This window comes from Amycolatopsis marina (assembly GCF_900111885.1).
In the GTDB taxonomy this organism is placed as follows: Bacteria; Actinomycetota; Actinomycetes; order Mycobacteriales; family Pseudonocardiaceae; genus Amycolatopsis; species Amycolatopsis marina.
The window spans coordinates 1-20,820 of record NZ_FOKG01000020.1; the positions used below are offsets into that span (position 1 = coordinate 1).

The following is a 20,820-nucleotide window of genomic DNA, read 5'->3' on the forward strand; positions in this document are numbered from 1 at the left end:
CACCGGCACGAAGGACAAGTGCAGCAGCACGATTCGCCATGCCGCATTCTGACACTCAACCAACCGTCAAACAACTAACGACACGCGACACTAGCTTGACATTCCAGTGTGATGGAAGGTTCAGGATGGGGATAGGCGGCATCGAGCCGTCGGCACGCTGGTTGGAGGCAAAGATGAAGGGCGATGTTGCGCCGGAGGATGGGCTGGTTCGCTGGCTGGTGGTCCTGTGTGGGGTTGGGTTTCCGGCGCTGTTCGCGACGGGCCTGGTGTGGCACTTGCTTGTCGCCGCTGGCTGGACGACTCTCGGAGCCAGCCTCATGTCCCTCCTGGGGTTGACGGTACTGCTTGGAGCGGTGGGATTGGCAGTGGTGACGGTTGACCGCGATCCGCGCGAACTTCGTAGGCCGTAGGCGGTCCGGGGAGGTCGGCCATCTGCAAACGTCTAGCCGGACGTCAGAGTGAGAACAGACTGCGTCGCTCCAGCAGTTGCCGCAACACTTCACCTGCTAGCACATCGGTTGCGCATCACATCTAGGTAGCACTGAGGGGCAGTCAATAGCCAACTACTATTCAGGGTAGTGGTAGCCTCGCGCGGTCGACCGTTGCTCCGGAGGAGGACACTTGCGGAGGCACGAGGAACCGTTTCCTCGCCACTCGGGCACACTGCCTGTGGCCGCACAGGAACCGGCGTCACAGTCCGCGGGATTCGGTCGCAAGGCCGCTCGAACCGTCGCAGAACTACTGATCACGGTCGGCCTCGTCATGCTGCTCTTCGTCGTGTACGCGCTGTACGTCACAAACTGGACGTCGGCGCGGTTGCAGCAGGAGGCCAGTTCCGAGCTCGACAAGCGATGGTCCCAGGAGCGACAGACACGCAGCGAGCCGATTGACGGCAAGGCATTCGGCCGGATCTACATCCCATCCTTCGGCGCCGACTACCGATTCACGATTCAGCAAGGTGTCGACGCCGCAGCGCTGGAGGTTGGTCCCGGCCACTACAAGGACACCGCTATGCCCGGCAAACTCGGCAATTTCGGCCTCGCCGGACACCGGGTCGGCAAGGGCGCGCCGTTCAACGACCTGGACCTGCTGAACTCCTGCGACGCGATCGTCATCGAGACGGCCGACACATTCTTCGTCTACCGAGTGCTGCCGATGAAGCAGGAGATAGCCGACTGGGAAAGCGGCAAGAAACTTGACCGGAAATGTACTGGCGTGTCACCGCTCGACGCACCCTACGACGCCACGTTCGGCCGGGTAATCGTTACGCCAGACCGTCGCGACGCAGTATCGCCCGTACCGTACAAGCCCGCGGGCGTCCTGGCGAAGGAATCGCACCTACCGCTGCTCTCGTTGACGACGTGTCACCCATGGTTCTCCGAACGAGAGCGACTGATCATCCACGCAGTACTCACGGATCAGTACGAGAAAACTCCAGGAGCCGGGTACGTGGATCTGCTCCAGACCATAGGAGAGACGTGATGTACACCTGGCTGTGGCGGCATCTGCCGGGACCGCTGGGCGTACGTGTCGCGACCGCAGCCGTGCTAGCGCTCGGGGCGGTCGCGCTGTTGATGCTGGTCGTCTTTCCGGCAGTCGAGCCCATGCTGCCGTTCAACGACGTCGCCGTAGAAGAAAGCGTGGTCGATCAGGTCGAACGTTGAAATTGCTTCCATTAAGGGTGGCTCCTCGCAGGGAGCTGCTGCCCGTGTGCTGTCTGAACGGAGTTGCGCCAATGGCCGATCGATGTAGACCGGAGGGACACGCTTGTCCTTGTGTGGCAAGCAAAGGACGGCTGGCCGGTCGAGTTCGTGCGAAGCGAATCCACGTGTCCGCATTCGGTTAGACGTCAGGAGGGTGCGAACGGCAGGCGGTGGGATCGCCGCGTGAAGGAGTCCGAATACTGGTCGGTGAGGCCATCGTGTGCCCGCCCGGTGGCGTCGGACGGGCACACGAAGATCACCTGTCGGCCTGTCAGCCGAGCGAGGAGATCAGGTCGCGGCATGCCTGCTCGCAACGCCTGCACGCCTCCGCGCAGATGCGGCAATGATCGTGCATGCCGCCGTGTCGGTCGCACTCGTCGCCGCAGGACTTGCATGCCTGCGCGCAGGCTTCTAGTACGGATCGGGTCAGGTTGGCGTCGTAGCCAGTGTGCCTGGACAGCACGCGGGCGGTGTCACAGACGTCCGCGCAGTCTGCGTTGGCACGGATGCACTTGGTCAACTCGGCGACGGCGTCGTCGCTCAAACAGGCGTCAGCGCACGCCGTGCACGCCTGCGCGCACTCGACACACGCCTCGATGCACTCAACGGTATTCTCCACCCGTGCCGCCTCCGGCTAAACCGCTCGCGACGAACTAACTACTATCGGCACTCGGAGACTCGGCCGATACCCGGCCGCTCGTCCTCTCGAATGGGCCTGCCTCTCTCGCGCTGCCACTCGACAAGGTTGTCGACGCCGGATCTTGCCTGGCCTCGTAGCACCATATAGTGAGGGCCTGGGTCCTACGTGTGGCTACTTCGGGCTCGTGCTCTGTCCCGGCGTACTACAAGTACTAGTACATGTGACCGACTGAGAAGGAAGCATTGATGGACAAGCGATTCGTCGGGTGCGGGCGCTGCTGGCGCCGTAGGTCCGTGGCGTCTGCACTCGTGGTTGCCGCGGTGGCCCTGGTGGCCTCTTGTGGTGGGACTGACGAGGTGCCGCCAGGTAGCGGGGCGGATACGTCCGACCCGGGTCTGGCTCATGTACACGGTCTGGGAGTTGAACCTGGCAGCGGAGTGCTCTACGCGGCAAGCCACTACGGAGTGTTCCGCGTACCGGCTGATGGTCCACCAGAACGGGTCGCGGATCGCCGCCAGGACACGATGGGGTTCACCATCGTCGGTCAGGAACACTTCCTCGGCAGCGGCCATCCCGATCCTGAGGAGGCGGACCAGCCGAACCCGCTCGGGCTGATCGAGAGCACTGATGGCGGGCGGACCTGGGAAAGCGTGTCGCTGGCAGGTGAAGTCGACTTCCACGCGCTGGAGGCCGAGCACGGGCTGGTGTACGGCTACGACAGCCAGAGTCAACAGGTGATGGTCAGCAATGATCGCGAAAACTGGGACCGCAGGGCCAGCCTTGCCATGGCTGACTTTGCAGTACACCCCGGCGACCCGGAGGAGCTGCTGGCCACCACCCAGCAGGGACTCGCTCGCAGCACCGACGGTGGTCGGACCTTCGCACCTGTTCCCGGCGCGCCGCTAATGGTAATGGTCGACTGGTCGGCAGAGGGCGGCGTGGTTGGAGTGGACCCGGACGGCGGCGTACACAGCAGCTCCGACGGCGGTACCACGTGGGCGCAGAGAGGTCAGGTAGGCGGTGCCCCGCAGGCAGTTAGTACCAGCGGTCCAGCCGACGTCTACGTTGCCACCGAATCCGGCATTCACGCCTCTCAGGATGCAGGCCGCACCTTCACTCTGCGCTGACCGCAAGTCTGTTCCAGCTCAGATGGAGACACCGTTGCTGCGCAGCCACAACAGTGGGTCGATCTTACGCCCACCTTTGTGGACTTCGAAGTGCAAGTGCGGTCCCGTCGACTGGCCGCGACTTCCGACTGTGGCAATCCGCTGACCGACGTCGACACGTTGGCCAACGGTGACCAGAGTTTCGTTGATATGACCGTACACAGTGACGACGCCGTTGTCGTGGCGCACTCGAACCCACAGCCCGAACCCACTGGCGGGGCCGGATGAGATGACTCGGCCGTCCAACACGGACACGATGGGGGTGCCGATGCTGTTGGCTATGTCGAGGCCGTAGTGGATGCTGCCCCAGCGTGGCCCGTAGGTTGAGGTGATCGTTCCTGTGGTTGGCGCCAATGCCCGGCCGGGCCCCTGCCCTGTCCCGGATGTGGCCGGACTGGGTGTGAGAGCGGCACTCTCACCATCTTGTGTCGGCTGCGACGGTGCTTGTCGCGTTGCCTGCTGAGCATCCTCCCAGTTGTCGAACGTGTTGCGCTGGCCTTGTAAGCCGGCGAGGCTGCGCCGTGCGTCGGCAAGTTGCTGCTCGAGTTCGTCCTGATCGGAGAGTAGCTCAGCAGCGCGGTTCTGAGCAGCGGCCTCGGCGGCCACCGCGGTTTCGTATGCCGCTGTCGCCGCGGCTTCGGCTTCCTCGGCTTGCTGCTGCCGCGTGCGGGCTTCCGCAAACGCGGCACGAGCTGCCGAGCTCAGGTTCGCCTTGTCAACGAGGGCGCGACTCATCGTGTCGAGCGCGTCGAGTTCTGCGCCACCTACTGCGTTCAGCAACTCGGCTCGAGCAAGGAGGTCTTTCGGGCTCTCGGCGCCCAGGTACGCGCTGATCGACCCGATCGCACTTCCCTGCCGGTAGCTTGCGGCAGCGAACTTGTCGACCTGCCGTTGTGCCCGTTGGATATGCGCACCCACGGCTTCGACTTCGACTCGGGCGCTTTCGGCAGCCGCTTGTGCGGCGTCTGCTGTTTCTCGCGTTACTTTCTGCTGCCGCTGCGCCACGGTGACGTTGTCGTACTTGGTGGCCAGTTCGAGTTGTGCTGCATCCAGCGCCGCTCCCGCTGCAGCCACCCGACTCGCCAGGACGCCAACTTGTTCGGCTGCGGTCTGCACCGCTGTGCGGCCTTCCGCGAGTTCCCCGTCACTCGGGTTCGGCGGAGGTGGGGTTGCGAAAGCCGGTCCAGGCGAACCGGTGAGCGGGAGTATCACAATCGACATGGCCCCAGCAACACGCACAAAAGGTCTGCGTGGGCTCATGACCTACTCCTGTCTCGCTACCAACTACCAGAGCTAGTACGTGTCGGGAGTGTATACTTTGGCCACAATTGTCTCAACTGCAACTGCTGTCCCAGCAGTCACGGCGGAGTGTCGCTGCCGATCCGACGGTCCTACTATCTGATATAGTACGAAGAGGGGTTGTGCGTTGCCTGCGTGCGGCCCCACCGCCGGCTCCCGAACCGGCGCGCCGCGGGCGCGGCGCTCCTTCCCGCGCCCGCGGCACCTAGCTGCTTAGGAGTCGAGCCGACAAGTAAGGATGAAGCGCACTTCTAGTGGCGAGCGTGCCGTGGCTGCCGTTATACGACTGGGTGAGGTGGGCCATGAGTCAGACGCCGATCTACGACATGCTCGTGAAAGCCATACAGGAAGTCGACTTTTCGCACGCCAGGAGGTCACGGCTTACCGAAGTCGCATCGACGGACCGACAGCGCGCGGCGCTCCCTGGAAACGCACTCGCGCGCGGAAGACATCGTCGCGTCGTCCACGAGGATTCGTAGCCGGACATGCGCTGAAGCTGCAGCACGAGTTGTGATGCAGCCACGCGTTGCGCCGCTTCCAGTCGCACTCATAGGTCACTGCGTCGAAAGCGGATACGGGGTGGTCGGCGACGATGGCATTGCGCGCCATCTCGATCCCGCCGCGACCCGTAAGGTCCTGAATGTACTAGTCGTGCTGGTGTTCGGTTACGAGACACAGTCGCACTTGGCATACCCACGCCGCTGTTTATGCACGTCGCAGGTCGTGCGTTCGCGTGGACGCCCCCTCAGGCTAGCGACAGATAAGTGCCGCGTCCGCCGGTCAAGAGAGGACGAGGTTTCCCTCGAACGCGGTCAGGATGAGTCCGGCCAGCGGGCCGATGGCGAGTGAGACCGGCGCCGCTATGTAGGCCGTGACTGCGGGCCACCGGTTCACCTGGTCGAAGGTGCCCGGTTCGCTGCGCGTCGTCGGTGCGATCCAGCGCAAGTAGTAGAAGAGGCTGGCGACGGTGTTGATGATCGCCAGGACGACGAGCCAGCCGAAGCCCGCGTCGAACGCTGCGGTGAACACGGTGAGCTTGCCGACGAATACGCCGGTTGGGGGTGTGCCGACGAGCCCGAGCAGGCAGACCACCAGGCTGAGCGCGAGCCAGCGATGTCGGCGCAGTAGCCCGCGGTAGTCAGTGATGGTCTCGGCGCGGGGGAGGGCGCAGACGACGGCGAACGCGCCGAGGTTGGTGACGGCGTAGGCGGCGAGGTAGAGCAGCAGGCCGGGCAGGGCGAGTGGTGCGCTTCCTGCGGCCGCGACTGCCATGAGCAGGTAGCCGACCTGGCTGATCGTCGAGTAGGCCAGCAGCCGTCGGACGTTGTCCTGGAAGAAGGCGGCAAGGTTGCCCAGTGTCATCGTGAGGGCCGCGAGTACCGCGATCAACAGCCCCCAGTCCAGCGCCGTTGGGGCGAGGGCCGCCGAGACGAATCGATAGATCGCGACGACGGCGCCGACCTTGGGGATGGTGGTGATCAGGGCGGCGACCGGCGGGCGAGATCCTTCGGTGACGTCGGGTACCCAGAAGTGCACCGGTACGGCGCCGGCTTTGAACAGCGGCCCAGCCAGGAGCAGGAGGGCACCGACCGCGACTGCGCCCCCAGCGGCGGACGGCAGCGACTCGGACAGTTGCGGATACGCAGTGGAACGAGCGACGCCGAACAGGGTCATCAGCCCGAACAGCATCGTCACACCCACCAGCGCACCCATGAGGTAGTACTTCATGCTCGCTTCGGTGCCCGAAGAGTCCTTGGCGAACGCGGTCAGCGCATAGAGCGGCACACTGGCCAAGAGGTAGGCGGCCGCGAGCAGCAGGAGGTCGTTGGCGCCGGCGAGCAGCACGGCGCCGAGCGCGCCGAGCAGCAGCAGGACGACGAACTCGGCTTCCCGCCGATCGTCACGAATTTCCGTGGCGGCCAGGCCCAGCACCAGCAGCACCGACACCAGCACCACCGCCCGGACAGCGTTGGTGGCCACATCGATCGAATAGGTGCCCTCGAACACCGTCATGCCCGCCCGCGACCAGTTGGCGACTGTGGCCGCGAGCCCACCCGCACATGCGGCTGCGGCAAGCGCACGAACGAGCCACTGCCACTGTCGGGGGAGGTAGGAACCCAGCAGCAAACCGAACACGGCTGCGCCGGCGAGGAACAGTTCGGGGAGCAGAAAGGTCAGCTCCTGAGTCATCGAAGCTTCCATGTCAGCGACTCAGCAGGGAGCCGAGGGTATGGGCGGCGGGCTCGATGAGGTCCAGCAGGAAGCGTGGGAAGAGCCCGATCACGACGGCGAACACCATCAGCGGCACGATCGACACGGTTTCGGCGGCGGTCAGGTCAGTGGTACCGGTGCCGCTGCTGCCCGCTGATGGAGACCCCAGGAAGATCCGCTGGTACGCCCGCAGGAACAGCGCGGCCGTGATGAGGATGCCGAGGAATGCCAGTGCCGTGGCGACGGGCGCACCGCCGAGCGAGCCGGTGAAGATCTGGAACTCGGCGATGAACCCGGAGAACCCGGGCAAGCCCAGTGACGCGAAAGCGGCGGCGGCGGTCACCCCGGCAAACTTCGGGGCGTTGGCGGCCAGCCCGCCGTACGAGCTCATATCGTAGGTGTGCCCCCGCTCGTACAGCACACCCGCGAGCAGGAACAGCGCCCCCGTGATCAACCCGTGGCTCACCATCTGGGTCACCGCCCCTGTCACGGCGAGGTCATGTGCCTGCGAGTCCGACGAGGCGACGAGCCCGGCCGCGCCGAGCGCGAGGATGATGTAGCCCATGTGATTGACCGAGGTGTACGCGATCATTCGTTTGAAATCGCGCTGTGCCAGGGCGACCAGCGCGCCGTAGAGCACACTGACCACACCGACGATCACGATGACCGGAGCGTAGGTGCGCCAGGCGTCAGGCAACATCGGCATCGCGATCCGGACGAAACCGTATGTTCCCATTTTCAGCAGTACGCCGGCCAGGATCGCCGAGCCCGCGGCTGGTGCTTCGGTGTGCGCGGGGGGAAGCCAGGTGTGAAACGGCACCGTGGGTGTCTTGACCGCCAGGCCCACGACGAGCGCGAGCAGTACCAGAGCGCCAAAGGCGCCCTTGCCCGCGAGTGGGTTCTGCTCGCTCAACCGGACCATGTCGAACGTGCTGGGTTCGGCGGCGACGTAGAGGCCGATGAAGCCGAGCAGCAGCGCCAGCGAGCCCACGAAGGTGTAGAGGAAGAACTTCAGGGCGGCCCGTGCCGCATCCCGATGTCCCCAACCGGCGATCACGAAGTACATGCCCACAATGGACAGGTCGAAGAACACGAAGAAGAGAATGAGGTCCAGCGAGACGAACAGGCCGAGGCTGACTGTCTCCAGGAACAGGAACAGCGCTGCGAACGCGCGCACCCTGTGGGTCTGGCGCAGGGAGTAGATCGCGCAGGCAAGGAAGAGCACCGTGGTCACGCCCACCAACGGCAGGCTGAGTCCATCGACTCCGATGTGGTAGCCGGAGTTCACGGTCGGGATCCAACGCTGGTTGATCTCGTAACCGAACCCGGATTGGCCGGGGGAGTAGTTGACCCACAGCGCGACGACCATGGCGACTTCCGCCGCGCTGGCCGTAATCCAGGTCCAGCGCACCACGACGTCGCTGATCCGTGGCATGGCCAGCAGTCCGGCCGCGACCGCCAGCGGCAGGAATACCACAATGCTGAGCACGCTCACCTCACGTTCCAATCTGTGCTGGTGTCACTGCCAGGCGAAGAGTTACGCATCACAACACGACCAGCAGGACTGCCAGCGCCGCCAGAACGACGACGGCTTGGGCGTAGTAGTGATGGAGCTGACCGGTCTGGGGCCGCCGGGCCAATCTCCCGAGCTTGCGGAAGCCCTCGGCCAGTGCCCGCACGGTCGCCTCGACCGACCACTCCAGCCGCGCATCTACCGTGCCGGCGAACGAGGTGCCGACCGCGGCGGTAGCGCGCACTCCGCCGTCCACGACCCGGTCGTCGAACCGGGCCAGCATCTCGGCGGTCCGCTGAGCGGGAACTGCGACGCCGGCGCGCGCGAGCGCCTCCAGGCCGAGCCACTCTCCGAGACGTTGCTGCATCGGTACATCGCCTCGTTGCCACACCACGGCGGCCGCGGCGCCCGCGGCGATCAAGGCCACTGCTGTGGACAGGAGATACTCCCACCACACCGGCGTCGGCTCCTCGCCATCGGACACGATGGCGGCGAACTCCGACCAAACGCTGTGCACGGCGAGTACGCCGACCAGCGCCGCGCCGGCCGCCAACGGTGGCAGGGCGTTGCGCTGCCAGGGGGAGACCCGGCGAGTTCCCTGCCGATCGGTGTCCCACTCGGGGTCCGGGGCGGGCGCAGACCAGACGAGCACGGCGGCGCGCGCGGCGTAGGCGGCGCTGAGCGCGGCAGCCGCCAGCCCCAGTAGGTACAGCGGTGTCGACTCGTGCAGCGCTGCGGCCAGCACCTCGTCCTTGGTCGCCCAGATCGACAGCGGTGGGATCCCGGCGAGGGTCACCGCGCCGACGGTGAACGTGGCCCCGACGACCGGGTACCGTCTGGCGACCCCGCGCAGGTCGGGCAGGTTCTTCGTGCCCAGTGCGGCCAGCCAAGCCCCGGCGGCCAGGAACAGCAGACTTTTCGTGAGCGCGTGCGCCACCAGGTGAGCACTCCCGGCTGCTACGCCGCCCGCTCCGGCGGCGAGCACCATGAACCCGACCTGGGCGCATGTGGAGGCAGCCAGCAGCTGCTTGAGGTCGCGTTGCACCAGCGCTACCGCGCCAAGCGCGAGTGCGGTGAGCGCGCCGAGCCACGCGACGAGGACCGCCGCCCACGCGGTGGCCGAGAGCAGTGGTTCCAGCCGCAACAGCAGGTATGCCCCAGCCGCGACCATCGTCGCCGAGTGCAGTAGCGCCGACACCGGACTGGGGCCGTCCATGGCCCGAGACAGCCAGAAGCTGAACGGAAGCTGCGCAGACTTGCCCATCGCGGCAAGAACAACACCCGCGGCGACCACATCCCGCCAGCCGTCCGGTAGCCGTGCCAGCTCGCTGAGCTCGAGAGCACCCGCGCCACCCGCCAGCGCGGCGCCCGCCGCGAGATAGAGACCGAGATCGGCGGCCCTCGTGGTCAGGAACGCCACAGTTCCAGAGCTCGCGCGACCGGCGTCGCGCCACCAGAAGCCGATGAGCGCGTAGGACATCGCGCCCATCACTTCCCATGCCATCAACAGAGCGACCACGGTGCTGGCGGTGACCGTCACCAGCATCGCACCCGCGAACACCAGCATGAACCCGAAGAACCGCGCCCGCGCTTCCTCTGGGCCGAACTCGCCTGCCGCGAACACCAGCACCGCGAGCAGAACGACCGCGACGGTGATCACCATGACCGCCGACAGCCCGTCGACCCGCAGGCCGAACGCGACACCCTTCAGATAGGCCACCGAGATCGCGGGGCGTTCCACGGCCACGAGGATCGACGTGGCCAGCGTCAACACGGTGGCGCCGATCGCAACAGGTCCGGCGTACGGGTCGGCGCGGCGTCCGGGCAGGAGCAGGACTGTTCCCACGACCAGCGGAATCCCAACAAGCAACCAGAGCATGGCTTCAGTCCTTCAGATCCGCGGCCATGTCGGTCATGTCAACGTCTCTCGCTCGGAACACCGCCGTGGTCACCGCGAATCCGGCCGCCATCTCGATCGCCATGGCAGTGACGGCAAGCACCACGAACACCTGGCCGTCCGCACGAGTGGGTGAGGTGAAATACCAGAAGCCCGCACCGCCAACGATCACCGCGTTGATCATCAGCTCAAGTCCCATCATGATCATGACGATGGACTGCTGGGACAACGCGCCGTACAGCCCGACGCTGAACAGCGCCGCCGCCAGCAACAGGTAGTCCTGCAGGGTCATTGACCAACACCTCCCCGGACCGGGTCGTCGGGCCGCTTGCGATCCAATCGGTCACCGAAGCGGTCGTAGCGGCCTCGCTGCGTCGACAGCACAACGGTGGCGATGATCGTGGCGAAGAGGGCGAGGCCGAGGACGATCATGACGAGCATCTTCGAACCCATGAGCGCCTCGCCCAGCGCCAACGTCGGGTCCGGTGGCGGCTGCGCGGATGTGCTGGGCCAGTCGATCAGGAAGATTCCGGTGGCCAGTACGGCGAACGTTCCGATCGCGATCGCCAGCGAACCCTTCTGGTTGTGCACCATCGTCATCGGCATGAGCCCGGCGGGGTTCATCATGTACATCAGCATGAAGACCACCATGATGACCATCTCCATGATCATCATGAGGATGACGAGCACGCCCAGGTAGGTGAGCTCCACCAGCAGCAGCGTGACCCCGGCGAGTACGAACGACGCCAACAGCGAGAAGGTGGCTCGCGCCATGGAGTCCACACGGAACACCAGAACGCCGGTGATGACGGCACCAGCGGCGCACAACCAGAGCGCGATCTCAGACCACATATGTCTCACCCCTCACAGCACGACGACGGCCACGACCAGGGCCTGGAGCAGGGTCACGGGAATGAGCACGATCCAGGCGATCTCCTCGAACCGATCCATCCGGATGGTGGGCAGTCGCCGTCCGGCCCAGACGAGCGCGGCGAGCACTGCGGCTGTCTTCAGCACCGACCACAACCAGGCCGGTAGTAGGGGCCCCAGCCCGCCACCGAGGAACAGGGGTACTGCCATCGCCGCCCCGGACACCAGCAGCAGCCAGCGTCCCCCGACGAACACAAGTCTGTCCACACCGGACATCTCCGCCATAGCCCCACCTGCGATGTCATGGCTCACGGGGTGGTCGAACGGGCTGAAGAACGCCATCGCCAGCACCGAGACCAGAAACACGACAAACGCGACCGGCATCCAGACCACGAACCACAGGTCCTGCTGCGCGGCGACGATGTCCGCTATCCGTAGCGAGCCCGCACCGAGCGCCGCGGTCGTCAGCACGAACATGTGCGGCAGCTCGTACGCAAGCCCCTGGGCGAGGAACCGGTAGCCACCCACCAGGCCGAACGCCGAGTTGGCGCCCCACCCGGCCAACCACACCGCCGCCCACGCGACGATCTCCATGGCGTTGAACCACACGACCCCGACGGACAGGTCTCCCACGGCCCAGTGACCCAGCGGCGTGACGAACGAAGCCAGCACGGCCGCGGTCAGCAACACCACGCCGGAGCCCCGCCACAGCAAGGTGTCCGCGGCGAGAGTGCGTCGCCGCTGTTGCACGAGTAAGCCGGCGACGGATCGCAACGGTGCTGTCACGGTCGCACGGAAGTTGCCTCCACTTCCAGCCGCTCGTGCCGCGAGGCCGGTATCCAGCGCAGCGGCCGCCAGTGCGAACGCCACCAGCACCAACGGCAGTAGCAGCGCCCCGAGCCAGCCGGTCGCCTCAACCATGATGGATCTCGTGGTGCGTGAGTGTGTCGAGGTCGGGATCGAGGCTCGCCACGAGCAGACGGGCGTTGGCGAGTTCTTCGCCTTCGAGTAGAGCGGGCAGGACGCCCAGCGTCCACTGGGCCTCTCGAGCTCCGTCGAGTTCGGATTCGTGGACTTCGGCCAGCTTCGACTGATCGAACGCAGCTGACGCCGACGCGATCCAAGTGTGCAAGCGCGTTAGTGCGTCAGCTCCCAGTGCCGGGGGAGTGGACGGGTCGTCTGGAGTGGCTCCCACGCCCGCCAACGACCAGCGGAGCATGCGGGAGCGCCGCACCTGTCGGGCCCATCGTGCGAACGACTTGGCTGTCTCCGTGACGTGCTCTCCGCGTAAGACCTGGTCCCGTAGCCCGCGCGCCTGCGACGAGGCGTCAGGCCAGCCAGCGATGGACAGCAGCCTCGCACAGGAGTCCAGCCGTCGAGCAGCCACTCGGCGTGCTGCTTCCACCGGCGGTGAACTGCGGTCTGTCCAGAATGGTTCCCGCGGTGCGGCGCCGAGACCGACCACCTCGGCTGTCGCCTCCTGGATGACGTCGCCCTGCAGTGTCGTCCGGATCACGAGGCCGGCGGGCCACTCCGGCAACAATGGGCCGAGTGGGACGTGGAGCTGGTCGAGCATGAGGCCGTCGCGATCTTCTGCCCGGTCGGCCATCGGGACGCCGCCGGGCATTTCCATTTCGCCCATGTCGTGGCCGTGATGGTTGTGGCCTTGGTCGTCGGATTTCTCGTGCTGTTCGTGCTCACCAGAATGCTGCTCGTGCTGGCTGTGTTCGGACTGTCCTGAGTCGCCGTCCCCCTCGTGCTCGTCCTGTTCGTGCGCAGGCGCCTCGTGCGTGTCCTGCGTAGCGCGGATTGCTTGCTGGCGCTGCTGGTCGGCGTCTCGAAGCGTTCTTGCCGCCGCATTCAGTTCCGCCCGTGCGGCTGCCGCGGTGTCGACTTCGATGCGAACGCGCGGTGCCGGTACCAGTTTCCATACCTGTTGAACATATGGCTGCATCTGGTTTGTCACCGGGCCCGCCACGACCAGGATGTTCGCCTCGGCAGGGCTGCCTGCTACTCGCCAGCCGCGTTCCCGGATGACGCGTTCTACAGCGAGTCGCGCCTCGGTCCCACCGGGTGTGGTTGCCACCAGTGGGCGGGGCGGGGTGTGCCGCAACAGCCAAGAGGTCAGGTCCATCGCAGGGCTCCCTCTCGCCACGCGTAGACAACCCCTGCCATGAGGATCCCGAGGAAGACGAACATCTCGACGACCGACGAGACGCCCTTCTCGGCGACGACGAGTGTCCACGGGTACATGAACACCATCTCCATGTCGAACGCCAGGAGGATCATGGTGATGGCGTACCAGCGGACGTGGTAGCGGGATACCGCGTGCTCGGTCGGGTCGTGGCCGGAAAGGAACGGTCGTACCTCGGTCATCGTCCTGCCAAGCCGGACGAGAAAGGCGACGCCGTACAGACCCGAGGCGACGATGAACATCAGGACGAAGAGGAGAAGTGCGCCGCCGACATTCACCTTGGACCACACCTCCGACTCGGTCGCCGTCGAACTGCGACGTGTCTACTACCCACGATCGCAGAGGATATTCGTCTACGGGCTTCGCCGCAGGCTGGGTTGCATCCGATCCAGTCTGCTGGCGCTCCGGATGACGCCGAGTTTCAGCTCGACGCCGGTGAAGGTGGGCGCCCGGATGGTGGGCGCCCACCTTCAGCTTCGCTATCAGTGGTGATGTGCGACGGCAACCGGCTGCTCCTCGAAGGGCTGTGCCGGGATGATTCGGTCCAGCCACAGCGACGACACCGCGAACAGGAGGCCTGCGCCGCTGATGATGCCGCCGATCCAGTTCACCGAGGCCACCCCGAGCCCGGAGTCGATGGCAAGGCCTCCGAGCCAGATCCCGAGTGCGGAGCCGAGCGTGAACGCCGAGATGTTGGCGGCCGAGGCAACATCGGGTGCGTCACCCGCTTTGGTCATCACCCGCAGCTGGAGCGGGGCGACGACAGAGAACGCCGCGATCCCGTACAGCAGCACTCCAACGACAGCGGTGACCGGGTGCTGGATCAACAGCGTCATCGCGAACAACATCACCGTAAGACTGGCAACGGTACCGATAAGTGCGCCTCGTACATTACGGTCGGCGAACTTGCCGCCGAGCTGATTGCCGATGAACAGCCCTACACCGAACAGGAGGAACATCGGCGTGACCCACGCGTCACTGAGGCCAGTCGCCTCGGTGATCTGCGGCGCGAGGTAGACGTAGCTGGTGAACACTCCACCGTAGCCGAGTAACGTCGTCACCAGTCCGATGAGTACCGCTGGGCGTCGAAGTGCCCGCAGTTGGTCCTTCAACGGTGCGGAGATGCTCCCACCGCTTCCCATGTGCATTTTGGCGTGCGCGTCCAGTTCGGCTTCGTCTTCGCCGGGGTCGTGCTGGTGGTGTTGGTGACCACCGGGCGTGACTTCCCGGACTTTGGCTCTGCCGATACCCTTCGGTAGCAGGGTCACCAGGCCGACGAGGGCGATCGCCCCGAACACGACTAATGTGCCGAAGGTGGCCCGCCAACCCAGCGCCTTGCCGACCGCTGCACCGATCGGAGCGCCGAGAATGGTGGCGGCCGTCGCACCGGCGAAGACAGTGGCGACAGCACGCCCCTTCAACTTCGGGGCAACCAGTTCGGCGGCGAAGACCGCCGCGATGCCGAAGAAGGCGCCGTGCGCGAGCGCGGCGACGATCCGACCCGTCATGATCCAGCCGTAGTCCGGCCCGACCAACGAGATGACGTTACCGAACAGGAACACCCCCGCCGAGATAAGCAACATGGTGCGGCGTGAGGCTTTGCCGGCGAACACGGCAAACAACGGGGCACCGATCGCCACGCCGATCGCGTAGGCACTCTCGAACAGCCCCACCGCGCCGATCGTGGTGCCGAGCGCGTGGGCGATGTCCTGCACGACGCCGGCGACGATGAACTCGTCGGCGCCCATCGCGAAGGACGCTATAACCAGCGCCCAGATGGCCAGAGGCATGTTTCGCATGTCGATTTTCTCCTTCTGCTTAGGAAAGTGGGTGGTGGACGCGGGCGGTGGAAGCAAGCGCAACAGGGCATTCGGACCTCCTTGAGTCAGTTGGTGATGAGCGTGAACTCCGCGGTACGGACTCTGTCGTCGTGGCGGAAGTCGAGAAACAGCCGGTACGCACCGGCCTCGGCCACGTGGGCGTGGAACGCGATCTGCGGGCCTGGGGGTGTCACGCCGTCGTCAGGTGAACCATTCGGATGTACGTGCACATAGGCCAGATCGTCGGCGCGAACGGCCACCAGGTGGCCGTAGGAACCGAGGTGGGGTTGCAGGTCGGTCACCGGTTCTCCAGCGTGGCGCAGCGAAAAGGTGAGCCGGCTCTGTTGACCGGGCAACAGCGTTCCCTCGAGGTCCACCTCGTATTCCCCGATCACGAACGTCGGCGCCGGTGCTGGCAACGCCCGGTGTACCCCATCGCCGACAACGGTCAGGTCCGTGCCGACGGTGAGGCCGTGGCCGAGTTCGGAAGCCGAGAAATCAGCGAAGACACGGTACTGGCCCGGCTCCAGTCCCGGCAGTTGCACCGACCAAGTACCGTCACCGCCCTCGGTCGGATGTAGGTGCCAGTAGCCGGTGAGATCCCGTCGCACCACAATGAGGTGCACCTTCTTCTCGTGGACCTCGTCGAACGAGGTCACCGGCGTACCGTTGGGATCCGTGATGCGGAACCGGAACTCGGTCGGCACCCCTTCAGCTAGCTGCGTCTCCTCCGCGTCGAGCTGGTACGTGCTGTGGCTGGCATGTGCGGCGGTGTTCATGGCTCTCCTTACCCCCGGGGGGTATCGGTTGACGCGCTTGATGGTGCCATCGGGATTGGCGAAGCGCAATGTGACGTACACCCCTTCGGCGTTTCCTGAACACGCGGCTACAGTTCGTGACCATCGGCCGTGTCCGGTCGAAGTATCGTCACGAAGGGCGCGCTGATGGCGCAGAGCAGGAAACTGGAGTTCCCTGGATCGCTGGGTGCGCGGCTGTCGGCAAGGCTCGAGTTGCCCGAGGTGGCGCCGCGGGCCTACGCGTTGTTCGCGCACTGCTTCACGTGCGGCAAGGACAGCATTGCGGCAGCAAGAATCTCGCGTGCGCTAACGGAGTACGGGATCGCGGTTCTACGATTCGACTTCACCGGCCTTGGCCAGTCCGGTGGCGACTTTGGCAACACCGGCTTCAGATCGAACATCGATGACGTGGTGTCCGCCGCGAATCACCTGCGTGCCGTGCTCGCTGCTCCCGCCATCCTTATCGGACATTCGCTGGGAGGCGCAGCCGTGCTCGCGGCCACACCCCGGATACCGGAGGTGCGAGCTGTGGTGACCGTCGGCGCTCCAGCTGATCCTGGCCATGTCGCGCACCTGCTGGAGAATAGTCGTGCCGAGATCGAGCAGCGGGGTGAGGCCGATGTTCGGCTGGGCGGCAGGACTTTTCGAATTCGGCAGCAGTTCCTCGACGATATTGCGGGGCAGCAGCAGGTTGAGCGTATCCGGCGGCTCGGTGCGGCTCTGATGGTCATGCATTCGCCGATCGACGACATCGTCAGCGTGGACAACGCGCGCCAGATCTTCGATGCCGCTCGCCACCCCAAGGCTTTTATCGCGATCGACGGCGCGGACCACCTGCTCACGAAGTCGGCTGATGCCGAGTTCGTGGCGGCGGTGCTCGCACCCTGGGCGATCCGTTATGTCAAAGGGTGACGTGGTGATCCTGGTTGGCGGTGGGTGTGGTCGCGTCCGCGCCCACACCCACCGCCGGTCTACTTTTCGGCATTCAGAACGGACCGCTCGCTGGCCTGGAAGCCAGTCTTCGCGTGGGAACCGTCGCAGAACGGTTTCCTGGCGGACTGGCCGCAGCGGCAGAGCAACTGCGTGCGTCCTGGGCCGACCTCGAACGTGTTGTTGTCGTGGTCTACGACCTGGATTGGACCCTTGATCTGGTAGGGGCCGTTATCAACCGTCTTGATGACTACTGGCGCCTGGGACTGCTGTTCATCCGTCATACTCAGTCGACGAGCTCGTAGCCGGCGTTGTTGATGGCCGCACGAACGAGTTGGTTGTCGATCGGAACTTTACTGATGACAGTGACTTCGCCGTTGGAGATGTCGACGTCCACATCGTCGACACCTGCTACGGACGTCACTGCGGCTGTCACCTTGTTCATGCAGCCCGAGCAGGTCATGCCCTTCACTGTGTACACGTCAGTACTCATTATCTAGTCCTCTTCGTGTTCGACGGCTGATGCGGAGACGGTACCGGGGATGGGTATAGATTATCAAGGTACGTGGGCGTGGCAGGCGAGCTGAACAAGGCAGATCAGTCGCGTCTAGTGCAGGGAGGGGTCATCGAGACGCTCACCGCAGCGTCTATCGAAACTTGGCGACCGCGACGGTGGACACGCGCCCGCACCAGCGGCAGTAACATGCCGCAGCACAGGCGCACTATGGCCTCCGCCGAGATCGTCGAGCCGCGGACGCGCTTGTGGCGGCCTGCTTTCCACAGCTCCTTCATGTCGTCACGCCGAACTTGGCGATCTCCCGCTGCAGCACGGCCAGCCGCTGCGGCCAGTTCACCGCCACTGCACCGCTAAGGACGCCTGCGGTGTCGTAACGCACGCAGAAACCGCGCGGGCCTGGCTCCGGCTCGGACTCCGTGCCGGAAGGTAGGCAAAGGACCTGGACCCGGTCCTGGTAGACGTCTGTCCAGAAGACGGTCGGCAACTCGGGAGGTGGCTCCAGTCCAACGAGTACTGTTGCCGCGCGGCGCGCATCGGCCACCGCCGCAGTCCAGTGCTCCCAGCGGATCGCCCGGCCTCCTGTTAGCGCGGACGGAGTGCGTGCGACGTCGCCGATCGCCACGATGTCGCCGGCTACTGCGCCGTCCGCGGTCACCGCCCGTCGTCGCTCATCCGTGAGCACCCCGTCACTGACATCCAGTCCGGACGTTCCGAGCCACTCGGTGTTGGGCTTCGCTCCCAGACCCGTTACGACGGCGTCGGCCTCGAGTGCGGCACCGTTGTCGAGTGATACGTGCCATCGTGTGCCGGCCTTGTCGGTGGAGCGAACTGATTGGCCGAAGCGGGTGTGCACGCCCCGTGCCCGATGCTGTTCCCACAGCCATTGTGCGACGGCCGGTCCGAGCGCAGCGGCCAGCGGGGTGGCCTGAGCGTCGACCACAGTGACTTCCCAGTTCCTTGCGCGAGCGGCAACGGCGACCTCGGACCCGATGAATCCGGCGCCGATGATCACCAGATGTCCTGGAGCCTCGGCCAGGACGCCGCGCAATCGCTCTGCGTCCTCGACAGTGCGTAGTGACAGCGTCCTGTCCATGCCGGGAAGCGTGCGGGCTCGAACGCCAGTTGCGATGACGACGGCGTCGGACTCAATGAGTCTGCCGTCGTCCAGCCTCACATACGGACCTGCGAGGTCGAGGTCTACTGCCGCGGTACCGAAGTTCCAGCGCACATCTGTGGCCGAGCTGGCCAACACTTCGACCACGCCCGAGTTGTGGAGCGCAGCCTTGGACAGCGGAGGACGTGCGTATGGAGCGTGGTCTTCTGCGCCGATGCCGAGTAACTCACCGCTGAAGCCGTGGCCGCGCAGTGCTTCGGCAACGCGCAGACCTGCAACGCCACCCCCGACGATGACCACGCGCCCGGACGGGCGCCTCATGCTGGGCCCGCTGAGAGAAGCCGGACCGCGCGTGCCGGGCATTCCTGCACTGCACTGGTGACGTTGTCCCGCTCGTTTTCTGGTGGTTCGGCCACGAACTGGGTGTAGCCCTCATCGTCGATCCAGAAGACGGCCGGAGCGGCCAACGCGCAGAGGCCGTGTCCCTCGCACCTGTCGAAGTCGATCGTGACATGCATTGCTCGTCCCTTCCTTTGACTGCGGTACCCCCCTACGGTATACATAGAGGTGCGGTGAGGTCCACGGTTACTCGCCCAAATACGGGTAAGGGGTAACATTGGCTCGTCGGCATGAAGTAGAGGAGAAGTGACATGCGGGGATACTCCGGAGACAAGGAAAACCTGCTCAAGCGACTGCGTCGCATCGAAGGACAGGTTCGGGGACTGCAGCGGATGGTGGAGAACGACGAGTACTGCATCGACGTGCTCACGCAGATCTCGGCGGCCACCAAGGCACTGCAGTCGGTGTCGCTGGGCCTCATGGACGAGCACCTCAAGCACTGTGTGACCGAAGCGATCGAGCAAGGTGGTGACACTGCCACGGAGAAGGTTCGCGAAGCCAGTGAAGCGATCGCGCGCCTCGTGCGGTCGTGACGTTCGTCAAACAGAAACCAGAGATCGAAGGGAAGTGCCATGGCCGAGACCAATTACGCCGTCAAGGGGATGACCTGCGACCACTGCGTGCGTTCGGTGACCGAAGAGGTCAGTGAGATCGATGGTGTCACCGAGGTTCTGGTGGATCTGCCCACTGGAGCGGTCACCGTGAAGAGTGCCAAGGACATTGAGGTCGCCGACGTGCGCGCCGCTGTCGAAGAGGCTGGATACGAACTGACCGCCTGAGCGGTCGCTTCTGGATCTGCGGGCCATAGCCTGCGGTAAGGACGGACATGAACACAGCAGGGAAGCTCTCCGCCTACGGTGTAGCGCTCGTCCTGGTCGCCGGTGGCGGCTGGGCGGTCGGCACCGCTGTCGGTCCCTTCGCCGGTCAAGCCGGCGCGCGCGGCACCGAGGACGCCGGGCACGGGGACACTCACAGCGGCACCGTCGCGGAGGCCGCGCAACCCGACCAGCCCGGCGGGCTGGCGTCGTCCAGGGGCGAGTACACCCTCACGCCCACCAGCACGACGCTGAACCCCGGGACAACCGAAGAATTTTCCTTCCGCATCCTCGGTGGCGACGGCGAGGCACTGACCCGCTTCGACGTCGAGCACGAGAAACGCATGCACCTGATCGTCGTGCGGCGCGACACCGCCGGCTTCCAGCACGTTCATCCGGAGATGAGCACCGACGGCACCTGGACGGTCCCGCTCGAGCTCGCACAGGCCGGCAGTTACCGGGCGTTCGCCGACTTCGTGCCCGCAGGCGGCGAGGGCGTGACGCTGGGCGTTGACCTGGCTGCACCCGGCGATTACCAGCCGGTGAGTTACGAGCCGTCCAGAGTGTCGAACGTCGACGGATACCAGGTGCGTCTGAACGGCGACCTCGCGCCGGGACAGACCTCCGAGATGACCTTGACAGTGAGCAAGGACGGACGCGAAGTCAACGACCTGCAGCCCTACCTCGGCGCCTACGGGCACCTGGTTGCGCTGCGGCAAGGAGACCTGGCCTACCTGCACGTACACCCCGAAGGAACGCCGGGAGACGGCAGGACAACGCCCGGTCCCCGGGTCACCTTCTTCGCCGAGGTTCCCTCCGCAGGCACTTACCGCCTGTTTCTGGACTTTCGGCACGAGGGCAAGGTCCGTACCGCCGAGTTCACCGTCGCGACCGACGGCGACCACCACTGATCCCGGATCGAGGAAGGAAAATCA

General features: G+C 65.3%; 23 protein-coding genes. 7 read left to right on the forward strand and 16 right to left on the reverse strand.

The window, feature by feature from the left end:
- The first annotated feature begins 669 nt into the window (after positions 1 to 669).
- Together BM199_RS26255 and BM199_RS26260 are read left to right on the forward strand one after the other, a co-directional pair.
- A complete protein-coding gene (locus tag BM199_RS26255; protein WP_425425598.1) occupies positions 670 to 1,482 on the forward strand; it encodes a class E sortase in 813 nt (270 codons plus the stop codon).
- Positions 1,482 to 1,664 carry a hypothetical protein gene (locus BM199_RS26260; RefSeq protein ID WP_091676842.1) on the forward strand — a complete coding sequence of 61 codons (183 nt, stop codon included), beginning with the start codon at positions 1,482 to 1,484 and terminating at the stop codon, positions 1,662 to 1,664. Before BM199_RS26255 ends, BM199_RS26260 begins: the two co-directional genes overlap by 1 nt.
- Before the next feature lie 310 nt (positions 1,665 to 1,974).
- On the opposite strand, the gene BM199_RS26265 is transcribed toward BM199_RS26260, so the two are convergent.
- The gene (locus BM199_RS26265) at positions 1,975 to 2,322 is read right to left on the reverse strand and encodes a four-helix bundle copper-binding protein (protein WP_091676845.1); all 348 of its coding nucleotides are present in this window, start codon (positions 2,320 to 2,322) and stop codon (positions 1,975 to 1,977) included.
- A 266-nt stretch (positions 2,323 to 2,588) separates the two neighbouring features.
- Between BM199_RS26265 and BM199_RS26270 the strand changes: the two genes are divergently transcribed.
- Positions 2,589 to 3,470 (forward strand): F510_1955 family glycosylhydrolase, encoded by an 882-nt coding sequence (locus BM199_RS26270; RefSeq protein WP_091676849.1) that lies wholly within the window; start codon positions 2,589 to 2,591, stop codon positions 3,468 to 3,470.
- Positions 3,471 to 3,488: 18 nt separating this feature from the next.
- Here BM199_RS26270 and BM199_RS26275 read toward each other — a convergent pair whose 3' ends face one another.
- The 11 genes from BM199_RS26275 to BM199_RS26335 all read right to left on the reverse strand — a co-directional run bounded on the left by BM199_RS26275 (position 3,489) and on the right by BM199_RS26335 (position 16,092).
- Positions 3,489 to 4,583: a M23 family metallopeptidase gene (locus tag BM199_RS26275; protein ID WP_177242800.1), complete on the reverse strand. Its 1,095-nt coding sequence runs from the start codon at positions 4,581 to 4,583 to the stop codon at positions 3,489 to 3,491.
- 1,005 nt (positions 4,584 to 5,588) lie between these two features.
- The gene (locus tag BM199_RS26285; RefSeq protein ID WP_245788728.1) at positions 5,589 to 6,998 is read right to left on the reverse strand and encodes an NADH-quinone oxidoreductase subunit N; all 1,410 of its coding nucleotides are present in this window, start codon (positions 6,996 to 6,998) and stop codon (positions 5,589 to 5,591) included.
- Positions 6,999 to 7,011: 13 nt separating this feature from the next.
- On the reverse strand, positions 7,012 to 8,508 hold the full coding sequence (locus tag BM199_RS26290; protein ID WP_091677097.1) for a complex I subunit 4 family protein: 1,497 nt from the start codon (positions 8,506 to 8,508) through the stop codon (positions 7,012 to 7,014).
- A gap of 55 nt (positions 8,509 to 8,563) precedes the next feature.
- On the reverse strand, positions 8,564 to 10,411 hold the full coding sequence (locus BM199_RS26295) for a proton-conducting transporter transmembrane domain-containing protein (protein WP_091676860.1): 1,848 nt from the start codon (positions 10,409 to 10,411) through the stop codon (positions 8,564 to 8,566).
- 4 nt (positions 10,412 to 10,415) lie between these two features.
- Positions 10,416 to 10,721 carry an NADH-quinone oxidoreductase subunit NuoK gene (nuoK, locus tag BM199_RS26300; RefSeq protein ID WP_091676864.1) on the reverse strand — a complete coding sequence of 102 codons (306 nt, stop codon included), beginning with the start codon at positions 10,719 to 10,721 and terminating at the stop codon, positions 10,416 to 10,418.
- Positions 10,718 to 11,281 carry an NADH-quinone oxidoreductase subunit J gene (locus tag BM199_RS26305; RefSeq protein WP_091676867.1) on the reverse strand — a complete coding sequence of 188 codons (564 nt, stop codon included), beginning with the start codon at positions 11,279 to 11,281 and terminating at the stop codon, positions 10,718 to 10,720. Before BM199_RS26305 ends, nuoK begins: the two co-directional genes overlap by 4 nt.
- A 12-nt stretch (positions 11,282 to 11,293) precedes the next feature.
- A complete protein-coding gene (locus tag BM199_RS26310) occupies positions 11,294 to 12,220 on the reverse strand; it encodes an NADH-quinone oxidoreductase subunit H (RefSeq protein WP_091676869.1) in 927 nt (308 codons plus the stop codon).
- Positions 12,213 to 13,433: a hypothetical protein gene (locus tag BM199_RS26315; RefSeq protein ID WP_091676872.1), complete on the reverse strand. Its 1,221-nt coding sequence runs from the start codon at positions 13,431 to 13,433 to the stop codon at positions 12,213 to 12,215. The genes BM199_RS26310 and BM199_RS26315 overlap by 8 nt, the downstream gene beginning before the upstream one ends.
- Positions 13,424 to 13,771: an NADH-quinone oxidoreductase subunit A gene (locus BM199_RS26320; RefSeq protein WP_091676875.1), complete on the reverse strand. Its 348-nt coding sequence runs from the start codon at positions 13,769 to 13,771 to the stop codon at positions 13,424 to 13,426. Before BM199_RS26320 ends, BM199_RS26315 begins: the two co-directional genes overlap by 10 nt.
- 204 nt (positions 13,772 to 13,975) lie before the next feature.
- A complete protein-coding gene (locus BM199_RS26330; RefSeq protein WP_091676881.1) occupies positions 13,976 to 15,292 on the reverse strand; it encodes an MFS transporter in 1,317 nt (438 codons plus the stop codon).
- Between the two features lie 86 nt (positions 15,293 to 15,378).
- On the reverse strand, positions 15,379 to 16,092 hold the full coding sequence (locus BM199_RS26335; RefSeq protein WP_091676884.1) for a hypothetical protein: 714 nt from the start codon (positions 16,090 to 16,092) through the stop codon (positions 15,379 to 15,381).
- Between the two features lie 165 nt (positions 16,093 to 16,257).
- Here BM199_RS26335 and BM199_RS26340 point away from each other — a divergent pair, with 165 nt between their 5' ends.
- Entirely contained in the window at positions 16,258 to 17,022 is a 765-nt protein-coding gene (locus BM199_RS26340; RefSeq protein ID WP_091676887.1) for an alpha/beta hydrolase family protein, read from the forward strand.
- Positions 17,023 to 17,081: 59 nt separating this feature from the next.
- Here the strand turns inward: BM199_RS26340 and BM199_RS26345 are convergent, their stop codons facing one another.
- From BM199_RS26345 to BM199_RS26360, 4 genes are all read right to left on the reverse strand, one after another.
- Entirely contained in the window at positions 17,082 to 17,324 is a 243-nt protein-coding gene (locus BM199_RS26345) for a CDGSH iron-sulfur domain-containing protein (protein ID WP_091676889.1), read from the reverse strand.
- Positions 17,325 to 17,326: 2 nt separating this feature from the next.
- Positions 17,327 to 17,533: a heavy-metal-associated domain-containing protein gene (locus BM199_RS26350; RefSeq protein WP_091676892.1), complete on the reverse strand. Its 207-nt coding sequence runs from the start codon at positions 17,531 to 17,533 to the stop codon at positions 17,327 to 17,329.
- A 295-nt stretch (positions 17,534 to 17,828) separates the two neighbouring features.
- Positions 17,829 to 18,992 carry an NAD(P)/FAD-dependent oxidoreductase gene (locus BM199_RS26355; RefSeq protein WP_091676895.1) on the reverse strand — a complete coding sequence of 388 codons (1,164 nt, stop codon included), beginning with the start codon at positions 18,990 to 18,992 and terminating at the stop codon, positions 17,829 to 17,831.
- Complete coding sequence (locus tag BM199_RS26360) at positions 18,989 to 19,189, reverse strand: ferredoxin (RefSeq protein WP_091676898.1); 201 nt, start codon at positions 19,187 to 19,189, stop codon at positions 18,989 to 18,991. The genes BM199_RS26355 and BM199_RS26360 overlap by 4 nt, the downstream gene beginning before the upstream one ends.
- A gap of 132 nt (positions 19,190 to 19,321) precedes the next feature.
- Between BM199_RS26360 and BM199_RS26365 the strand changes: the two genes are divergently transcribed.
- From BM199_RS26365 to BM199_RS26375, 3 genes are read left to right on the forward strand one after another with little or no spacing between them, the layout of a single operon-like run.
- Positions 19,322 to 19,603 (forward strand): metal-sensitive transcriptional regulator, encoded by a 282-nt coding sequence (locus BM199_RS26365; protein ID WP_091676901.1) that lies wholly within the window; start codon positions 19,322 to 19,324, stop codon positions 19,601 to 19,603.
- A 39-nt stretch (positions 19,604 to 19,642) separates the two neighbouring features.
- Positions 19,643 to 19,849, forward strand: a complete 207-nt coding sequence (locus BM199_RS26370; RefSeq protein ID WP_091676904.1) for a heavy-metal-associated domain-containing protein — start codon at positions 19,643 to 19,645, stop codon at positions 19,847 to 19,849.
- Between the two features lie 47 nt (positions 19,850 to 19,896).
- The gene (locus tag BM199_RS26375) at positions 19,897 to 20,796 is read left to right on the forward strand and encodes a hypothetical protein (RefSeq protein ID WP_091676907.1); all 900 of its coding nucleotides are present in this window, start codon (positions 19,897 to 19,899) and stop codon (positions 20,794 to 20,796) included.
- Positions 20,797 to 20,820: the final 24 nt, after the last annotated feature.

Excerpts from the sequence above, each read along its gene's own strand:
- nuoK (WP_091676864.1), bottom strand. The coding sequence starts at position 10,721 with ATGACCCTGCAGGACTACCTGTTGCTGGCGGCGGCGCTGTTCAGCGTC.
- BM199_RS26365 (WP_091676901.1), top strand. The coding sequence starts at position 19,322 with ATGCGGGGATACTCCGGAGACAAGGAAAACCTGCTCAAGCGACTGCGT.
- BM199_RS26270 (WP_091676849.1), top strand. The coding sequence starts at position 2,589 with ATGGACAAGCGATTCGTCGGGTGCGGGCGCTGCTGGCGCCGTAGGTCC.
- BM199_RS26355 (WP_091676895.1), bottom strand. The coding sequence starts at position 18,992 with ATGAGGCGCCCGTCCGGGCGCGTGGTCATCGTCGGGGGTGGCGTTGCA.
- BM199_RS26295 (WP_091676860.1), bottom strand. The coding sequence starts at position 10,411 with ATGCTCTGGTTGCTTGTTGGGATTCCGCTGGTCGTGGGAACAGTCCTG.
- BM199_RS26370 (WP_091676904.1), top strand. The coding sequence starts at position 19,643 with ATGGCCGAGACCAATTACGCCGTCAAGGGGATGACCTGCGACCACTGC.
- BM199_RS26340 (WP_091676887.1), top strand. The coding sequence starts at position 16,258 with ATGGCGCAGAGCAGGAAACTGGAGTTCCCTGGATCGCTGGGTGCGCGG.
- BM199_RS26330 (WP_091676881.1), bottom strand. The coding sequence starts at position 15,292 with ATGCGAAACATGCCTCTGGCCATCTGGGCGCTGGTTATAGCGTCCTTC.
- BM199_RS26350 (WP_091676892.1), bottom strand. The coding sequence starts at position 17,533 with ATGAGTACTGACGTGTACACAGTGAAGGGCATGACCTGCTCGGGCTGC.
- BM199_RS26360 (WP_091676898.1), bottom strand. The coding sequence starts at position 19,189 with ATGCATGTCACGATCGACTTCGACAGGTGCGAGGGACACGGCCTCTGC.
- BM199_RS26315 (WP_091676872.1), bottom strand. The coding sequence starts at position 13,433 with ATGGACCTGACCTCTTGGCTGTTGCGGCACACCCCGCCCCGCCCACTG.
- BM199_RS26260 (WP_091676842.1), top strand. The coding sequence starts at position 1,482 with ATGTACACCTGGCTGTGGCGGCATCTGCCGGGACCGCTGGGCGTACGT.
- BM199_RS26305 (WP_091676867.1), bottom strand. The coding sequence starts at position 11,281 with ATGTGGTCTGAGATCGCGCTCTGGTTGTGCGCCGCTGGTGCCGTCATC.
- BM199_RS26335 (WP_091676884.1), bottom strand. The coding sequence starts at position 16,092 with ATGAACACCGCCGCACATGCCAGCCACAGCACGTACCAGCTCGACGCG.
- BM199_RS26310 (WP_091676869.1), bottom strand. The coding sequence starts at position 12,220 with ATGGTTGAGGCGACCGGCTGGCTCGGGGCGCTGCTACTGCCGTTGGTG.
- BM199_RS26285 (WP_245788728.1), bottom strand. The coding sequence starts at position 6,998 with ATGACTCAGGAGCTGACCTTTCTGCTCCCCGAACTGTTCCTCGCCGGC.
- BM199_RS26345 (WP_091676889.1), bottom strand. The coding sequence starts at position 17,324 with ATGACGGATGAACAGCAGTCCCAGGCGCCAGTAGTCATCAAGACGGTT.
- BM199_RS26375 (WP_091676907.1), top strand. The coding sequence starts at position 19,897 with ATGAACACAGCAGGGAAGCTCTCCGCCTACGGTGTAGCGCTCGTCCTG.